The organism is Faunimonas sp. B44 (assembly GCF_052655945.1).
Map to the genome: position 1 here is coordinate 212912 of NZ_JBQYEX010000004.1, position 13160 is coordinate 226071.

General features: G+C 68.7%; 13 protein-coding genes. 7 read left to right on the forward strand and 6 right to left on the reverse strand.

Annotated features, from left to right (window positions below; all coding sequences use genetic code 11):
- Positions 1 to 252: 252 nt before the first annotated feature.
- The 3 genes from chrA to ACUN0C_RS09905 all read right to left on the reverse strand — a co-directional run bounded on the left by chrA (position 253) and on the right by ACUN0C_RS09905 (position 5523).
- Positions 253 to 1632: a chromate efflux transporter gene (gene chrA / locus ACUN0C_RS09895; RefSeq protein WP_445466189.1), complete on the reverse strand. Its 1380-nt coding sequence runs from the start codon at positions 1630 to 1632 to the stop codon at positions 253 to 255.
- The gene (locus ACUN0C_RS09900; protein WP_445466190.1) at positions 1629 to 4997 is read right to left on the reverse strand and encodes a type ISP restriction/modification enzyme; all 3369 of its coding nucleotides are present in this window, start codon (positions 4995 to 4997) and stop codon (positions 1629 to 1631) included. Before ACUN0C_RS09900 ends, chrA begins: the two co-directional genes overlap by 4 nt.
- A 64-nt stretch (positions 4998 to 5061) precedes the next feature.
- Positions 5062 to 5523, reverse strand: a complete 462-nt coding sequence (locus ACUN0C_RS09905; RefSeq protein WP_445466191.1) for an OsmC family protein — start codon at positions 5521 to 5523, stop codon at positions 5062 to 5064.
- Positions 5524 to 5736: 213 nt separating this feature from the next.
- On the opposite strand from ACUN0C_RS09905, the gene ACUN0C_RS09910 reads away from it, so the two are divergent.
- From ACUN0C_RS09910 to ACUN0C_RS09935, 6 genes are all read left to right on the forward strand, one after another.
- Positions 5737 to 6696, forward strand: a complete 960-nt coding sequence (locus tag ACUN0C_RS09910) for a hypothetical protein (protein WP_445466192.1) — start codon at positions 5737 to 5739, stop codon at positions 6694 to 6696.
- Between the two features lie 135 nt (positions 6697 to 6831).
- A complete protein-coding gene (locus tag ACUN0C_RS09915) occupies positions 6832 to 7461 on the forward strand; it encodes a 50S ribosomal protein L25/general stress protein Ctc (RefSeq protein ID WP_445466193.1) in 630 nt (209 codons plus the stop codon).
- A 21-nt stretch (positions 7462 to 7482) separates the two neighbouring features.
- A complete protein-coding gene (gene pth, locus ACUN0C_RS09920; protein ID WP_445466194.1) occupies positions 7483 to 8193 on the forward strand; it encodes an aminoacyl-tRNA hydrolase in 711 nt (236 codons plus the stop codon).
- A 70-nt stretch (positions 8194 to 8263) separates the two neighbouring features.
- The gene (ychF, locus tag ACUN0C_RS09925) at positions 8264 to 9367 is read left to right on the forward strand and encodes a redox-regulated ATPase YchF (RefSeq protein ID WP_445466195.1); all 1104 of its coding nucleotides are present in this window, start codon (positions 8264 to 8266) and stop codon (positions 9365 to 9367) included.
- Between the two features lie 68 nt (positions 9368 to 9435).
- Positions 9436 to 9888, forward strand: a complete 453-nt coding sequence (locus tag ACUN0C_RS09930) for a MaoC family dehydratase (protein ID WP_445466196.1) — start codon at positions 9436 to 9438, stop codon at positions 9886 to 9888.
- Complete coding sequence (locus tag ACUN0C_RS09935) at positions 9885 to 10400, forward strand: MaoC family dehydratase (protein WP_445466197.1); 516 nt, start codon at positions 9885 to 9887, stop codon at positions 10398 to 10400. Before ACUN0C_RS09930 ends, ACUN0C_RS09935 begins: the two co-directional genes overlap by 4 nt.
- On the opposite strand, the gene ACUN0C_RS09940 is transcribed toward ACUN0C_RS09935, so the two are convergent.
- Positions 10394 to 10936 (reverse strand): adenine phosphoribosyltransferase, encoded by a 543-nt coding sequence (locus tag ACUN0C_RS09940; RefSeq protein ID WP_445466198.1) that lies wholly within the window; start codon positions 10934 to 10936, stop codon positions 10394 to 10396. The genes ACUN0C_RS09935 and ACUN0C_RS09940 overlap by 7 nt on opposite strands.
- 71 nt (positions 10937 to 11007) lie before the next feature.
- Between ACUN0C_RS09940 and ACUN0C_RS09945 the strand changes: the two genes are divergently transcribed.
- The gene (locus tag ACUN0C_RS09945; RefSeq protein ID WP_445466199.1) at positions 11008 to 11208 is read left to right on the forward strand and encodes a hypothetical protein; all 201 of its coding nucleotides are present in this window, start codon (positions 11008 to 11010) and stop codon (positions 11206 to 11208) included.
- Positions 11209 to 11212: 4 nt separating this feature from the next.
- Here ACUN0C_RS09945 and ACUN0C_RS09950 read toward each other — a convergent pair whose 3' ends face one another.
- Positions 11213 to 12091 carry an S-methyl-5'-thioadenosine phosphorylase gene (locus ACUN0C_RS09950; RefSeq protein ID WP_445466200.1) on the reverse strand — a complete coding sequence of 293 codons (879 nt, stop codon included), beginning with the start codon at positions 12089 to 12091 and terminating at the stop codon, positions 11213 to 11215.
- A gap of 168 nt (positions 12092 to 12259) precedes the next feature.
- A complete protein-coding gene (locus ACUN0C_RS09955) occupies positions 12260 to 13156 on the reverse strand; it encodes a cytochrome c1 (protein ID WP_445466201.1) in 897 nt (298 codons plus the stop codon).
- Between the last annotated feature and the right edge of the window lie 4 nt (positions 13157 to 13160).

Genomic DNA, 13160 nt, shown 5'->3' on the forward strand with positions numbered 1-13160 from the left:
GGCTACACGTCCAACATCCGTTGGCGGTGCGATAGGATTCCTTCGCTTTGCGAACGGCTGGTTGACAGCTGTCGAATTCGCCGAGGTACTGCCTATTGGACTCTGACGGCAGATACCGGCAGTCGGACGTATGGACCTCGTGGTCTCCGTTCGGCTGGGACTGCCGATTGACATAGTAGGATGGCATCGTTGCTTCCTCCCCCGAGAGGGTTCAACCCGCAAGGTTGAATTGCAGCAACAGGATTTGCACTATCAGGTTGCAAGCGTCAAGGCCGCACCCGCCGCCGCGGCGGCCGCGAGCGTCGGGATCATGCCGACATGGAGCCGGAGCAGCATGAGCCCGGCCGCGGCCGCGATCAGCCCGGCCCGCCAGTCGAAGGACGAGAGCTCCGGCACCGGCAGCGCGACCGGCCCGAGCCGCGCCTCGCCGACCTCGGCGAAGAGCACGTGCACGGCGAACCAGACGGCGAGGTTGGCGATGACGCCGACGACCGCCGCCGTGATCGCGGAGAGCGCGCCGTTCAGGGCCCGGTTGCCGCGCAGCGCCTCGATCCAGGGCGCGCCGAGGAAGATCCACAGGAAGCAGGGCGCGAACGTGACCCACACCGTGATCGCCGCGCCGATCGTGCCGGCGAGATAGGGGTCGAGCCCCGTCTCGCCGCGAAAGCCGCCGAGGAAGCCGACGAAGACGAGGACGAGGATCAGCGGCCCGGGCGTCGTCTCGGCGAGGCCGAGCCCGGTCAGCATCTCGCCCGGCGCGAGCCAGCGATGGACCTCCACCGCCTGCTGCGCGACATAGGCGAGGACGGCATAGGCGCCGCCGAAGCTCACCACCGCCGTCTTGGAGAAGAACACCGCCTCCTGCGCGAAGACGTGGCTCCAGCCGAGGAGGACGACGAGCGCCGCCACGGGCACGAGCCAGACCGCACCCCAGACGAGCCCCGTCCCGATCGCGTGGCTCCAGGACGGCGGCTCGGAGCGCAGCGCCACCGCGTCGGCCGGCTCGGCGGCCGCCCCGCCCCCGCCGGGCCCGAGCAGCGTCGGCGCGAGGCGGCCGGCGAGGAAGCCGAACGCCGCCGCGGCCGCGATGATGAGCGGGAACGGCACCGACAGGAAGGCGATGGCGACGAAGGCGGCGATCGCGATCCCGTACGCCGTCCGGCTCTTGAGCGCGCGCTTCGCCACCCGCACCAGCGCCTCGGCGACGACGGCGAGCACGGCCGTCTTCAGCCCGAACAGGAGCCCCGCCACGAGCGGCACCTCGCCGAGCGCGACATAGGCGATGGAGAGCGCGAGGAGCACCAGCACGCCCGGCATCACGAAGAGGAGGCCCGCGGCGAGCCCGCCCTTCACGCCGTGCAGCAGCCAGCCGACATAGGTGGCGAGCTGCGTCGCCTCCGGCCCGGGCAGGAGCATGCAATAGTTGAGCGCGTGCAGGAAGCGCAGCTCGCCGATCCAGCGCTTCTCGTCGACGAGGATGCGGTGCATCAGCGCGATCTGCCCCGCCGGCCCGCCGAAGCTCAGCACCCCGATCTTCGCCCACACCCCGAGCGCCTCGCGGAACGAGACGGACGGGACCGGCTCGTCAGGGCGTGTTGGTCGGGCGGGGTCGCCGGGGGCGGAAGATGTCATGGAGTGGGGACGCCGTCCCGCGCGGCCGCCTCCGGCTCCCGGCGCGCGCCCTTCATCGCCTCCACGATCGCCATCGTCTCCACGCTCACCCGCGTCACCCGCATCAGGAGGTCGATCACCTTCTCCTTGTAGTCGGCGAAGCGGTAGGTGTTGAACTTCTCGCGGATGGTCGGGTCCTTCGGCGTCTTCTCGCGGTACTGGTCGAGGATCCATTCGAGCCCCGAGCGGTTGCCGAGCCGGTAGTCCCAGGCCGCCTTCGGCACGCCGGAGAGCTGCGTCTCGGTGTCGAGGCGGATGATTCCGTTCTCCTTGTCGGCCTTGAGCAGCGCCTTGGGAGCCACGCCCGCCGCGCGCGCCTTCTCGTCCGGAACGTCGAGGCGTTCGAGCGGCCAGGGCTCGACGCTCTCGTAGCCGATGTGGAGCTCCATCAGCCGCTCGCCCCAGTCCGCCCAGCGCCGGAAGTCGGGATAGAACGGGATGCGGGGGAACTCGCGCTTGAGGTTCAGCGCGTATTTCTCCCGGTACACGGGATCGTGCAGCACGCCGTAGACGTAGTGGAAGATGTCGTCCTTCGCGATCGCCGCCGCCCCGCCGCGCCGCCCCGCCCCCTCACCCTGAGGAGGCCGCGCAGCGGCCGTCTCGAAGGGCCGAGAAGCCCGCGCAGCGTCTTGCCCCACCCCCTCACCCTGAGGAGGCCGCGCAGCGGCCGTCTCGAAGGGCCGAGGAGCCCGCACAGCCGCTTGCTCTGCCCCCTCATCCTGAGGAGGCCGCGCAGCGGCCGTCTCGAAGGAGCCCTTCGAGGCCGCCTGCGGCAGCACCTCAGGGTGAGGGCTCCCGCCGCCCTTGCCGTAATGCGCCCGGAACTGCCTCAGCGCCCAGTCGGTGATGTTGTCGACGCGCTCGCCCGAGGCGGTGTAGCGGAAGCGGGCAAAATGCTGAGCTGCACTCGGCATAAAAAAATCTTTGTTGACGAGGATGTTCGCCGCCAACACCGCAAATTCCGCGCGCGGCTCAACCACGGTAACGATTGTGACGTTTTCGGCTAACGCGTTCGGAAACAAGTCCAAATTCTGGTATGGCCTGTGCGTTATCGGTTTCGAAAAATAGGTCCACTTCGAAACAAAGGGACGATATGCTGATCGAAGAGCGTTTTTTTGCTTGAGCCTGATTGGCTTTTCTCTTCGAAGCTCCGCCTCAAGCTCAGATGTCCACTTGATGTCTCGGGTAACCAGCTCAGACGTATTCCTTGGGCGACCAGCCTCTCGCCAGCGTTGAATCTCCCGGTTGAAGCATGAGGCGAAAAGCAAAACCTTTGCCTCCAAAGAGCGCTTGTCGAAATCGTAGGCCCAATCGTCGCGATTGGTGACAATCCCGAGAGAGTAGAGACGAAAGATCGCTTTCTCCTGCCCCCTCCCCTTTGCCGACTTCGTCTTCTTGTCCGCGACGGGAATCAGCCGATCCCAATCATTATCCGTCAGGTTGACCCAGTTCCCCTTTTTATCCGGCTCGATCCGCTCGAAGCTCATCCCCGACAGCTTCGAAGACCCCAGGAACGCCAGCTTGTCCGCCGCCGTGTCGAGCTCCGGCCGGCGCGCATAGAAGATCCTGCAGCCCTGCTGCCTGTGCCGCTTCACCATGAAGGAGATTGCGACGCCGGTCTGGATGCCGAATACGTTGTTCTTCGTGCCGGAGAGCTTCGGGTTGGCGCGCACGTCGCCGCCGAGGTCGACCACGTAGATTTCCTGGAACTCCTTCTCCACCGCGCGGCGGAAGCCGTCGAAGGTGCGGCTGTCGATGAAGCTCCGGTTGGTGACGAAGGCCAGCACCCCGTCGTCGTGCAGGCGGTCCGACGCCCAGCGGAAGAAGCGGGCGTACATGTCGTAGACCTTCGTCTTCTGCGCGGTCGAGAGCCGGACGTAGCTCGACTTGATGAGCTCGTCGATGCGCTTGTACTCGCGGTTCTTGTTGTTCTCGTTCTCGTTCTGCTGGTTGGCGTTGTACGGCGGGTTGCCGATGATGACGGAGATCTTGCGCTTGTTCTGGCGGCGCACGCGCTCGACGTTCTCCTCCGACAGTCCGGCGAACATGTCGTGCTGGTAGCCGGCGCGGATGCCGAGGCCGGCCACGTTGTCGAGCGTGTCGACGAAGCAGAGGTTCTGGTATTCGGCGAACTGGCCGGTGATCGCCGCGTAGGTCGCCTCGATGTTCAGGTTCGCCACGTAATAGGGCAGGATCGCCACCTCGTTGGCGTGCAGCTCGTTGCGGTACTTTTGGGCGAGCTTGCGCTTGTCGCCGGCGAAATGCTCGATCAGCTCGCAGATGAAGGTGCCGGTGCCGGCGGCGGGGTCGAGGATCTCGACGTGCTCGTCGATGAGCGCCTTGCCGAAATGCTTGTGGCAGAGCCAGTCGGCGCCCTCGATCATGAACTTCACGATCTCGTTCGGCGTGTAGACGACGCCGAGCCGGTCGGCCGCCTTCGGGTTGTAGACCTTGTAGAACGTCTCGTAGATCGCCTTGAGGAAGCTCTGCTTCTCGTGGTGGCTGGTGATCAGCGCCGCGTTGGCGCGGATCGTGGCGTAATAGGGTTCGAGCGCCTTCAGCGTGTCGCGCTTCACCGCCCCGGTGAAGAACTTCGCCTCCAGGCCGTAGAGCGCCTTGGCGATGTTGTTCTCGCGGTGGAAATCCGAACTGTCGTAGACGTGGGCGAAGATCTCCTCGGTCAGGATGTGCTGGATCAGCATCTCCCGCACGTCAGCCTCGCCGACGCTCGGGTTGATCGTCTTCCTGGCATGGTCGAGGAAGGCGTCGGCCGCCTGCTTGAAGTCCCGATCCTCCGAATAGGCCGTGTCGATGCGGGCGCGGAGCGCGCCGAGCACGGCCGGCAGGTCGTGCCGGAACTTCTCGACCGCCTTGCGGAACTCGGCGATCTCCGGCCGCTCGTAGCCGAAGAAGAGCGTGAGGAGCCGCGACAGCTCGGCGGTGTCGGTCATCGAGCACCGCATCACCTCCTGCCGGTTCTGGATGAGGACTGCGGTCTCCGAGTTCTCGAAGATGATGTTGTCCTGCGGATAGCCGCGCCGGAGCTTCTTGGCGATCTCCTCGTCGAGGACGTCGGCCGTGTCCTTGGCCTCCCACCAGCCGAGCGGCACGCGGATGTCGTGGAGCACCGTGCCGTCCGGCCGCACGCTCGTCTTCTGGCTCGTCTGGTAGGGATATTCCTCCAGGAAGACGAGCTTCTGCGACGAGGCCCAATTGTCGAGGAGCCGGCGGAAGGCCGGCCGGATCACCTGCTCGCCGCTGACGCCGGAGAACGTCCGGATGCGCTCGATCTCGGCAAGATACTGGTTGACGAGCAGCTGGCTCATGATTCCCCCAAGGCGGGAACATTAGAGCCGATCGGGAACGCCGAGGGAACGCCCCGCCGCCCCCTCACCCCCGCCTGACGTTCCACGTCTCCTCGATCGTGGTGCCGCCGGCGCGGATGAGCTTGGCGAGCGGGCAGAACTTCTGGAGGTCGGCGCGCACCCGCGCCATCGCTTCCTCGTCGGCGTCGGTCGCGACGTCGATGGTCATGCGGATCGCCAAGAAGGGCGTCTCGACCTCCTCCACGAGCTGCGTGCCGCGGCGGTCGAAATCCCATTCCGCGGCGATCGACATCGCCCGGAACTCCACCCCGTTCTTCCGCGCGCATTTGTGGCCGATGACGTTGGTGCAGGCGACGAGCGCCGCCACCAGCGTCTCCGTCGGCGTCGGCCCCTGGTTGGTGCCGTCGCGCTCCTTCGGCTCGTCGATCACCATCGCCGTGTCGCGCGCGGCGATCTCCGTCCGCGAATGCGTCGGGCAGTCGGCCTTCAGGCGGTTCGTCACGACCATCTTCTGTTTCACGAGCACGGCATTCCCTCCACTTGGTTTGGCCTCGCGGATAGCCGCTCGCGCTGCTTCTTCCAAGGACCCGCGGCCGCCCTCACGGCAACGTGCGGGCCGGTGGTGTGCCGAGGAGCGGATGTGCTAGCTTCGCGCCGCCGCGCCCTTCCCGCAGGAATGCCACGCGCGACGAAGCCGCCTCGTCCGCGGGCGGGCGATCACGCTGCCGGAGGCCTGGTCATGGCTGCCCTTTCCCGCCTCCTCCTCGCCGCCCTCCTCGCCTTCGCTGCGCCCGCTTTCGGTCTCGCCCAGCAGCCGGCGGCACCGGAGGCCGAGGCGCCGCAGGTGCTCCGCTTCCGCTTCAAGCCGCCTGCCGACGGGCGCCTCGCCTACCGCATCGTGCAGCGCGACCGGGTCGTCTTCGCCGGCACCGAGAAGGCCCGCGCCTGGAGCCACGTGGTCGAGGTCCGCGTCGGCGGGGCGCGGCCGCCCGACATGCTGGAGGCCACGATCACGCTCAGCGACGTCCGCCTCGACGAGGGCCCCGCCGACGATCCCTATTACCTCGTCGCGAAGACGCTCGAAGGCCGCGCGCTGCCGGCCGTCCTGCACGACAGCGGCGCCCCGGTGGAGACCGCCTGGGCCGCGCTGAAACGCGAGGTCGCGGCCGGGCTCGCCCGCCACACCGACCCGGAGACGGCGCGCGGGCTCGCCGCCGCGCTCGACCGCCTCGACCCCGAAGGCGTGACCGTCCTCTACCGCCCGCTCTATCTCGCGAGCGTCGGCCATCTCCTCGGCTTCAACACCGACGGCAGCGTGCGCAGCTATGACGATTACACCGGCCCGGGCGCCGTGATGGTCGACGGGCGCTGGGCGGCGAGCGCCGCCGGCCGGCGCGAGGGCGAGCCGGTGGTGCTGGAGCTCGGCTGGCGCATCGGCATGGACCCCGACGCCGCCGCGCGCGCCCTCGGGCCCGTGCTGCAGGGCCTCGCCGAAGCGGCGGCCCGGCCGGAGGACCGCGCCGCGGTGAAGGCCCGGCTCGCAGCGGAGCTCGCGGACGGCATGGAGATGAGCGAGCGCGCCGACGCGGAGTACGACTACGCCCTCGCCCTCATCGCCCGCTTCACGCACCGCCACGTGCTCGCCACCGCCGGCTACGGCAAGGAGGCGGTGCTGGAGATGGAGCGCATCGCGCCCTGAGCCGCCCGCGGCGTTTCGTTTGCGTTTTCGCCGCGCCATGCCTATAAGCAGGCCGCGCGCAGGCACCCTTGGAGGCCTCGCGCCCGCATGGCCGCGCGAGCGGCCATTTCTCGTTTCAACTTTCAGGAGTGCACCATGAGCGAGACCTACGAGCTCAAGGCCGAGGTGCGCGACCGGGTCGGCAAGGGGGCTGCCCGGGCCGTGCGCCGCGAGGGCAAGATCCCGGCCGTCATCTACGGCGACAAGAAGCCGCCGATCCCGATCGCGCTGTCGGCGAACGAAGTGACCAAGAAGATCCACGGCGGCGGTTTCCTCACCACCATCGCCACGCTCGACGTCGCGGGCGAGCGGATCCGGGTGATCCCGAAGGATTACAGCCTCGACCCGGTCAAGGACTTCCCGGTCCATGTCGACTTCCTGCGCGTCGCGGAAGGCGCCACGCTGGTGCTCGAGGTGCCGGTGCACTTCATCAACGACGAGAAGTCGCGCGGCATCAAGCGCGGCGGCGTGCTGAACGTCGTCCGCCACGCGGTCGAGCTCGTCGTGCCGGCCGACGCGATCCCGGATGCCCTCACGGCCGACCTCGCCGGGCTCGACATCGGTGATTCGATCCACATCTCGCACGTGACGCTGCCGGAAGGCGTGCGCCCGACCATCACCGACCGCGACTTCACGATCGCCACGATCGCCGCGCCGGCGGTCCTGCGCGAGGTCGAGGAAGAGGGCGCCGAGGGCGAGGCCGAAGGCGGCGAGAGCGAGGCCTGAGCCGCGCGGCCGGAGGCGCCGATGCTGCTCATCGTCGGGCTCGGCAATCCCGGCCGCCGCTACGCCGGCAACCGGCACAATATCGGCTTCATGGCGGCGGACGAGATCGCCCGCCGCCATCGCTTCGCGCCCTGGCGCGCGCGCTTCGAGGGCGAGATCGCCGAGGGCGTGCTCGACGGCGAGAAGGCGCTCGTGCTGAAGCCCGCCACCTACATGAACGAATCCGGCCGCTCGGTCGGCCAGGCCATGCGCTTCTACAAGCTCGGGCTCCCGGACGTCGTCGTGATCCACGACGACCTCGACCTGCCGCCGGGCAAGCTGCGGATGAAGACCGGCGGCGGCCACGGCGGGCACAACGGCCTGCGTTCGCTCGATTCCCATATCGGCAAGGAATATCGGCGGATGCGGCTCGGCATCGGCCATCCCGGCCGCAAGGAGCTCGTCCACGGCTACGTGCTGCACGATTTCGCCAGGGACGACCAGGACTGGCTCCAGCCGCTCCTGGGGGCGGTCGCCGACAACGCCCCGCTCCTCGCCCGCGGCGGGGATTCCACCTTCATGAACCGCGTCCACCTGGCGACGGGAGGCGATGGCGGGGAAGCGCGCGAGCCGCGGAAGCAGCCGCGCGAGCCCGGCCGGGAAGCGGCCGCTCCGGAAGCCTCGCCGCCCGGAAAGGGCGTCGGCGGCGCGCTCGCCGAGGGGTTGAAGAAGCTCCTGGGGCGAAACGGCTAGATTTCGAGCGGTGGCCGATCGCGCACGACCGGCCGCTCTTGCATGGCACTGACCTTACCCGGAGATTAGGATGGGTTTCCGCTGCGGCATCGTCGGCCTGCCGAACGTCGGCAAGTCGACCCTCTTCAACGCGCTCACCAGGACGGCCGCCGCGCAGGCCGCCAATTATCCCTTCTGCACGATCGAGCCGAACACCGGCGAGGTCGCCGTGCCCGACCCGCGCCTGAAGGACCTCGCCAGGGTCGCCGGCTCGCAGCAGATCGTGCCGACGCGGCTCACCTTCGTCGACATCGCCGGGCTCGTCCGCGGTGCCTCGAAGGGCGAGGGCCTCGGCAACCAGTTCCTCGCCAACATCCGCGAGGTGGACGCGATCGCCCACGTCCTGCGCTGCTTCGAGGACGAGGACATCACCCATGTCGAGGGCCGGGTCGATCCGATCGCCGACGCGGACACGGTGGAGACCGAGCTCATGCTCGCCGACCTGGAGAGCCTGGAGCGCCGCATCCAGCCGTTCCGCAAGCGCGCCTCCGTCAAGGACAAGGAGGCGCTCGCCGTCCTGCCGGTGATGGAGAAGGCGCTCGCCGCGCTGCAGGAGGGCGAGCCCGTCCGCACCATCCGCGCCGGGCTGTCGCCGGAGGAGGCGCGCGTGCTCGAAGGGCTGACCCTGCTGACTGCCAAGCCCGTCCTCTATGTCTGCAACGTCGCGGAGGCGGACGCGGCGACCGGCAACGCGGAGACCGAGCGCGTGCGGGCGAAGGCTGAGGCCGAAGGCGCGGGCTTCGTCGTGATCTCCGCCGCGATCGAGGCCGAGCTCGCCCAGCTCTCCGACGACGAGCAGCAGGAATACATGGCCGCCCTCGGCCTCGAGGAGCCCGGCCTCGACCGGCTGATCCGCGCCGGCTACGAGCTGCTCGGGCTGATCACCTTCTTCACGGCCGGGCCGAAGGAGGCGCGCGCCTGGACGGTCGCGAAGGGAGCGAAGGCGCCGCAGGCGGCCGGCGTCATCCACACCGATTTCGAGCGCGGCTTCATCCGCGCCCAGACCATCCGCTTCGAGGACTACGTGAAGCTCGGCGGCGAGACCGCGGCCAAGGAAGCCGGCAAGGCGCGCGACGAGGGCAAGGAGTACATCGTCCAGGACGGCGACGTCATGCTCTTCAAGTTCAACACCTGACCCGACGCGCCGGACGCTTGCGCCGGCGTCCCGGTCGCGCCTATCTGAACACGGGAGGCCGGTGGCTCATGTCGCTCATTCACTTCGAGGATTTCGAAGCCGGGCAGGTCTACGCCTTCGGCCCGCACACGATGAGCCGTGCCGAGATCCTGGCCTTCGCGACCGAGTTCGACCCGCAGCCCTTCCACATGGACGAGGCGGCCGGCGCGGCATCGCTGCTCGGCGGCCTCGCCGCCTCCGGCTGGCACACGGCGGCGATCATGATGCGCATGATCCAGCACGGCTGGCTGCACCGGACCGCTTCGATGGGCGGCCCCGGAGTCGACAGCCTGAAATGGCTCCGGCCCGTGCGGCCAGGCGACGTCCTCGCCGGCCGCTCCGTGGTGATCGACGTCCGCGCGTCGCGGTCCCGGCCGGACCGTGGCTTCGTCCGCTTCCGGCACGAGGTGGAGAACGCCCGCGGCGAGGCCGTCCTCGTCGTGGAATGCCCGATCATGTTCGCCCGGCGGGACGCGCCATGAACTATTTCGAGGACATCGAGGTCGGCACGCGGCGCGTGCTCGGATCGCACACCTTCACGGCGGCGGACATCAAGCGCTTCGCGGCCGCCTTCGATCCGCAGCCCTTCCACATCGACGAGGCGGCCGCCGAGCAGAGCCATTTCGGGCGGCTCGTCGCGTCCGGCTGGCACACCGCCTCGATCTGGATGAAGCTCAACGTGCTCGACCTGCAGCGCTGGACGGAGGAACTGCGCGCCGCCGGCGTGCCGATTGCGACGAAGGGACCCTCCCCTGGTTTCGATGCGCTCGCCTGGCCGAACCCGGTCCATCCCGGCGACACGGTCACGTTCGAGCGCGAGATCGCGGCGAAGCGCCCGAGCCGGTCGCGGCCCGGCTGGGGTCTCGTCACCTTCCAGAACACCGGGCGCAACCAGCGCGGCGAGCTGGTGCTGTCGTTCCGCGCGCACAACTTCATCGAGCGGCGTGTGCCCGAACCGCTCGGGGCGGACGATGCGCAGACCGCCGATCAGTGACCCTCGAAGGCGACGAGCGTCCTCACCGGCACGCCCAGCGCCTCGATCCGCTTTGCGCCGCCGAGATCCGGCAGGTCAATGACGAAGATCGCGGCGACCACCTCCGCTCCGATCCCCTGAATGAGCTTCACGGCCGCCTCGGCGGTGCCGCCGGTCGCGATCAGGTCGTCGACCAGGATCGTCCGCTCGCCGGGCGCGATCGCATCCCGGTGCATCTCCATCTCGTCGAGCCCGTATTCGAGCGAATAGGCGATCCGCACGGTGTCGTGCGGCAGCTTGCCCCGCTTGCGGATCGGCACGAAGCCGGCCGAGAGCTGGTGCGCCACGGCCCCGCCGAGGATGAAGCCGCGCGCCTCGATCCCGGCGACCTTGTCGATCTTCGACCCCGCCCAGGGGTGAACCAGTTCGTCGACGGCGCGGCGGAACGCGCGCGGATCGCCGAGCAGCGTGGTGATGTCGCGGAACAGGATGCCCGCCTTTGGGTAGTCGGGGATCGTCCGGATCGAGGACTGCAGGCTCTGGTCGACCGGCTTCATCAGGGTTCCTCCGTTGCGCAGCCGGGGCCGCAGTGCGAGCCTGCCGCTGCTGCAATGCAGGAGGCAGAGCCATGAACGGCGAGGACAGACGCATCACCATCACCGACATCGACATCCCGTTCTGGCGGCTGGTGGCGATCTTCATCAAGTTCACGCTCGCCGCCATCCCCGCCTATTTCGTCGTGTTCCTGATCGTGATCCTGATCATGGCGGTGTTCGGCACGATCTTCGGCGGGATGGGGCTGATGATGGACGGGATGTGGCGCATGTAGACCGTCAGCCGCCGCGCGCGAGGACCCGGCCGGCGACCGCGTCGAGCTTGGCGAGCAACGCCGGGTCGCGCTTGTCGGGGGCGGTCATCAATGCGTGCTCCAGCGCTCGGTCGGAGCCGACCGGGCACGCCTCGCGCTCCCGGGGAAAGGCGCGCGCCAGGCGCACCAGCAGGCGCTGGCCCTTGTCCCGGTTGTCGGCGAGCACGCGCAGGATGTCCTGCACGTCGACATTGCCGTGCTCGGGATGCCAGCAATCGTAGTCGGTCACCATCGCCACGCTCGCATAGGAGATCTCGGCCTCGCGGGCGAGCTTCGCCTCGGGCATGTTGGTCATCCCGATGACGTCGCAGCCCCAGGAGCGGTAGAGCTCGCTCTCGGCGCGGGACGAGAATTGCGGGCCTTCCATGGTGATGTAGGTGCCGCCCCAATGGTAGCGGATGCCCTCGGCGTCCGCCGCGGCGGCGATCCGCTCGACGAGCCGCGGGCTGACCGGATGCGCCATCGAGACGTGGGCGACGCAGCCCTTGCCGAAGAAGCTCTTCTCGCGCGCGAAGGTGCGGTCGATGAACTGCTCGACGAGCACGATCATGCCCGGCGAGAGGTCGTCCCTCAGCGACCCGCACGCCGAAACGGAGACGAGGTCGGTCACCCCCGCCCGCTTCAGAGCGTCGATGTTGGCGCGGTAGTTGATGTCGGTGGGCGAATGGACGTGGCCGCGGCCGTGGCGCGGCAGGAACCGGACCGGCAGGCCGTCGAGCTCGGCGAAGAGGATGGCGTCCGACGGCTCGCCCCAGGGGCTCTCCACATGCCGCCATTCGGGGGCGGTGAGGCCGGGCAGGTCGTAGAAGCCGGAGCCGCCGATGAAGCCGAGAACCGATTGCATGCCTGTCTCCCCCAAACCTCTGGCCCGCGCCAGCAATGCCGACCTCGGCACCGCAGGGCAAGGCCCGTCGGGGCGGCCGCTCCATGCAATCGAGCGGCGCACGAGCAACGGGCCGAAACGAAAAAGGCGGGCCTTGGCCCGCCTTTTTCTGAAACCGTCGCGGCCGGCTCAGTGCTCGACCGCCTCCCAGACCTTGCGCTTGGTGTAGTAGACGAGGCCGGCAAAGATGATGAGGAAGATCATGACGGTGAAGCCCATGCTCTTCCGCTCCACCATGTGCGGCTCGGCCGCCCAGACCATGAAGGCGGTCACGTCCCTCGCATATTGGTCGACCGTCTCCGGCACGTCGTTCGCCGGGTTGTCGTCCTCGTTCTGGGCGTAGGTGATCTGCCCGTCGGAGAGCGGCGGCGGCATGGCGAGCTGGTCGCCCGCCACGAAATACGGATTGTAGTAGAGGCCGTCGCGGACCTCGACGCCCTCGGGCGGATCCACGTAGCCGGTCAGGAGCGAGTAGAGGTAGTTCGGCCCCGCCTCCTGGTACTGCGTGACGGCATCGAGCACGAAGGTCGGAAAGCCGCGCTCCACGGTGCGGGCCTTGGCGATCAGCGAGAGGTCGGGCGGATGGGCGCCGCCGTTCGCCGCGCGCGCCGCCTGCTCGTTCGGATAGGGCGGCGGGATGCGGTCGGCCGGGGTGCCGGGCCGCTCGAACATGTCGCCGTTCTCGTCCGGCCCGTCGGTGATCTGGTATTCCGCGGCGAGCGCCCTCACGGCCTCCTCGCTGAAATGCGGGCCCTTGCTGGAGCCGAGCGTGCGGAAGGCGACGAACTCCATCGAATGGCACGCCGCGCAGACCTCGCGATAGACCTGGAAGCCGCGCTGGAGCTGGGCCGGGTCGAAGGCGCCGAACGGGCCGTCGAAGGTCCAGTTCATCTGCCGCGGCTGACGGAGCGGGTAATGGACCGTGCCGCCCTCCTCTTCCGCCGCCTGGACCGGCGGGATGGCGAAGGAAGCGGCCGCGAAGGAGAGGACGGCCGCGGCCGCGATCCGGCCAATCATTGTTCTCATCTGA

What these genes read in the sequence shown, in the direction of transcription:
- chrA (WP_445466189.1), bottom strand. Translation starts at nt 1,632, where the DNA reads ATGACATCTTCCGCCCCCGGCGACCCCGCCCGACCAACACGCCCTGAC.
- ACUN0C_RS09900 (WP_445466190.1), bottom strand. Translation starts at nt 4,997, where the DNA reads ATGAGCCAGCTGCTCGTCAACCAGTATCTTGCCGAGATCGAGCGCATC.
- ACUN0C_RS09910 (WP_445466192.1), top strand. Translation starts at nt 5,737, where the DNA reads ATGGCTGCCCTTTCCCGCCTCCTCCTCGCCGCCCTCCTCGCCTTCGCT.
- ACUN0C_RS09915 (WP_445466193.1), top strand. Translation starts at nt 6,832, where the DNA reads ATGAGCGAGACCTACGAGCTCAAGGCCGAGGTGCGCGACCGGGTCGGC.
- pth (WP_445466194.1), top strand. Translation starts at nt 7,483, where the DNA reads ATGCTGCTCATCGTCGGGCTCGGCAATCCCGGCCGCCGCTACGCCGGC.
- ychF (WP_445466195.1), top strand. Translation starts at nt 8,264, where the DNA reads ATGGGTTTCCGCTGCGGCATCGTCGGCCTGCCGAACGTCGGCAAGTCG.
- ACUN0C_RS09930 (WP_445466196.1), top strand. Translation starts at nt 9,436, where the DNA reads ATGTCGCTCATTCACTTCGAGGATTTCGAAGCCGGGCAGGTCTACGCC.
- ACUN0C_RS09935 (WP_445466197.1), top strand. Translation starts at nt 9,885, where the DNA reads ATGAACTATTTCGAGGACATCGAGGTCGGCACGCGGCGCGTGCTCGGA.
- ACUN0C_RS09940 (WP_445466198.1), bottom strand. Translation starts at nt 10,936, where the DNA reads ATGAAGCCGGTCGACCAGAGCCTGCAGTCCTCGATCCGGACGATCCCC.
- ACUN0C_RS09945 (WP_445466199.1), top strand. Translation starts at nt 11,008, where the DNA reads ATGAACGGCGAGGACAGACGCATCACCATCACCGACATCGACATCCCG.
- ACUN0C_RS09950 (WP_445466200.1), bottom strand. Translation starts at nt 12,091, where the DNA reads ATGCAATCGGTTCTCGGCTTCATCGGCGGCTCCGGCTTCTACGACCTG.
- ACUN0C_RS09955 (WP_445466201.1), bottom strand. Translation starts at nt 13,156, where the DNA reads ATGAGAACAATGATTGGCCGGATCGCGGCCGCGGCCGTCCTCTCCTTC.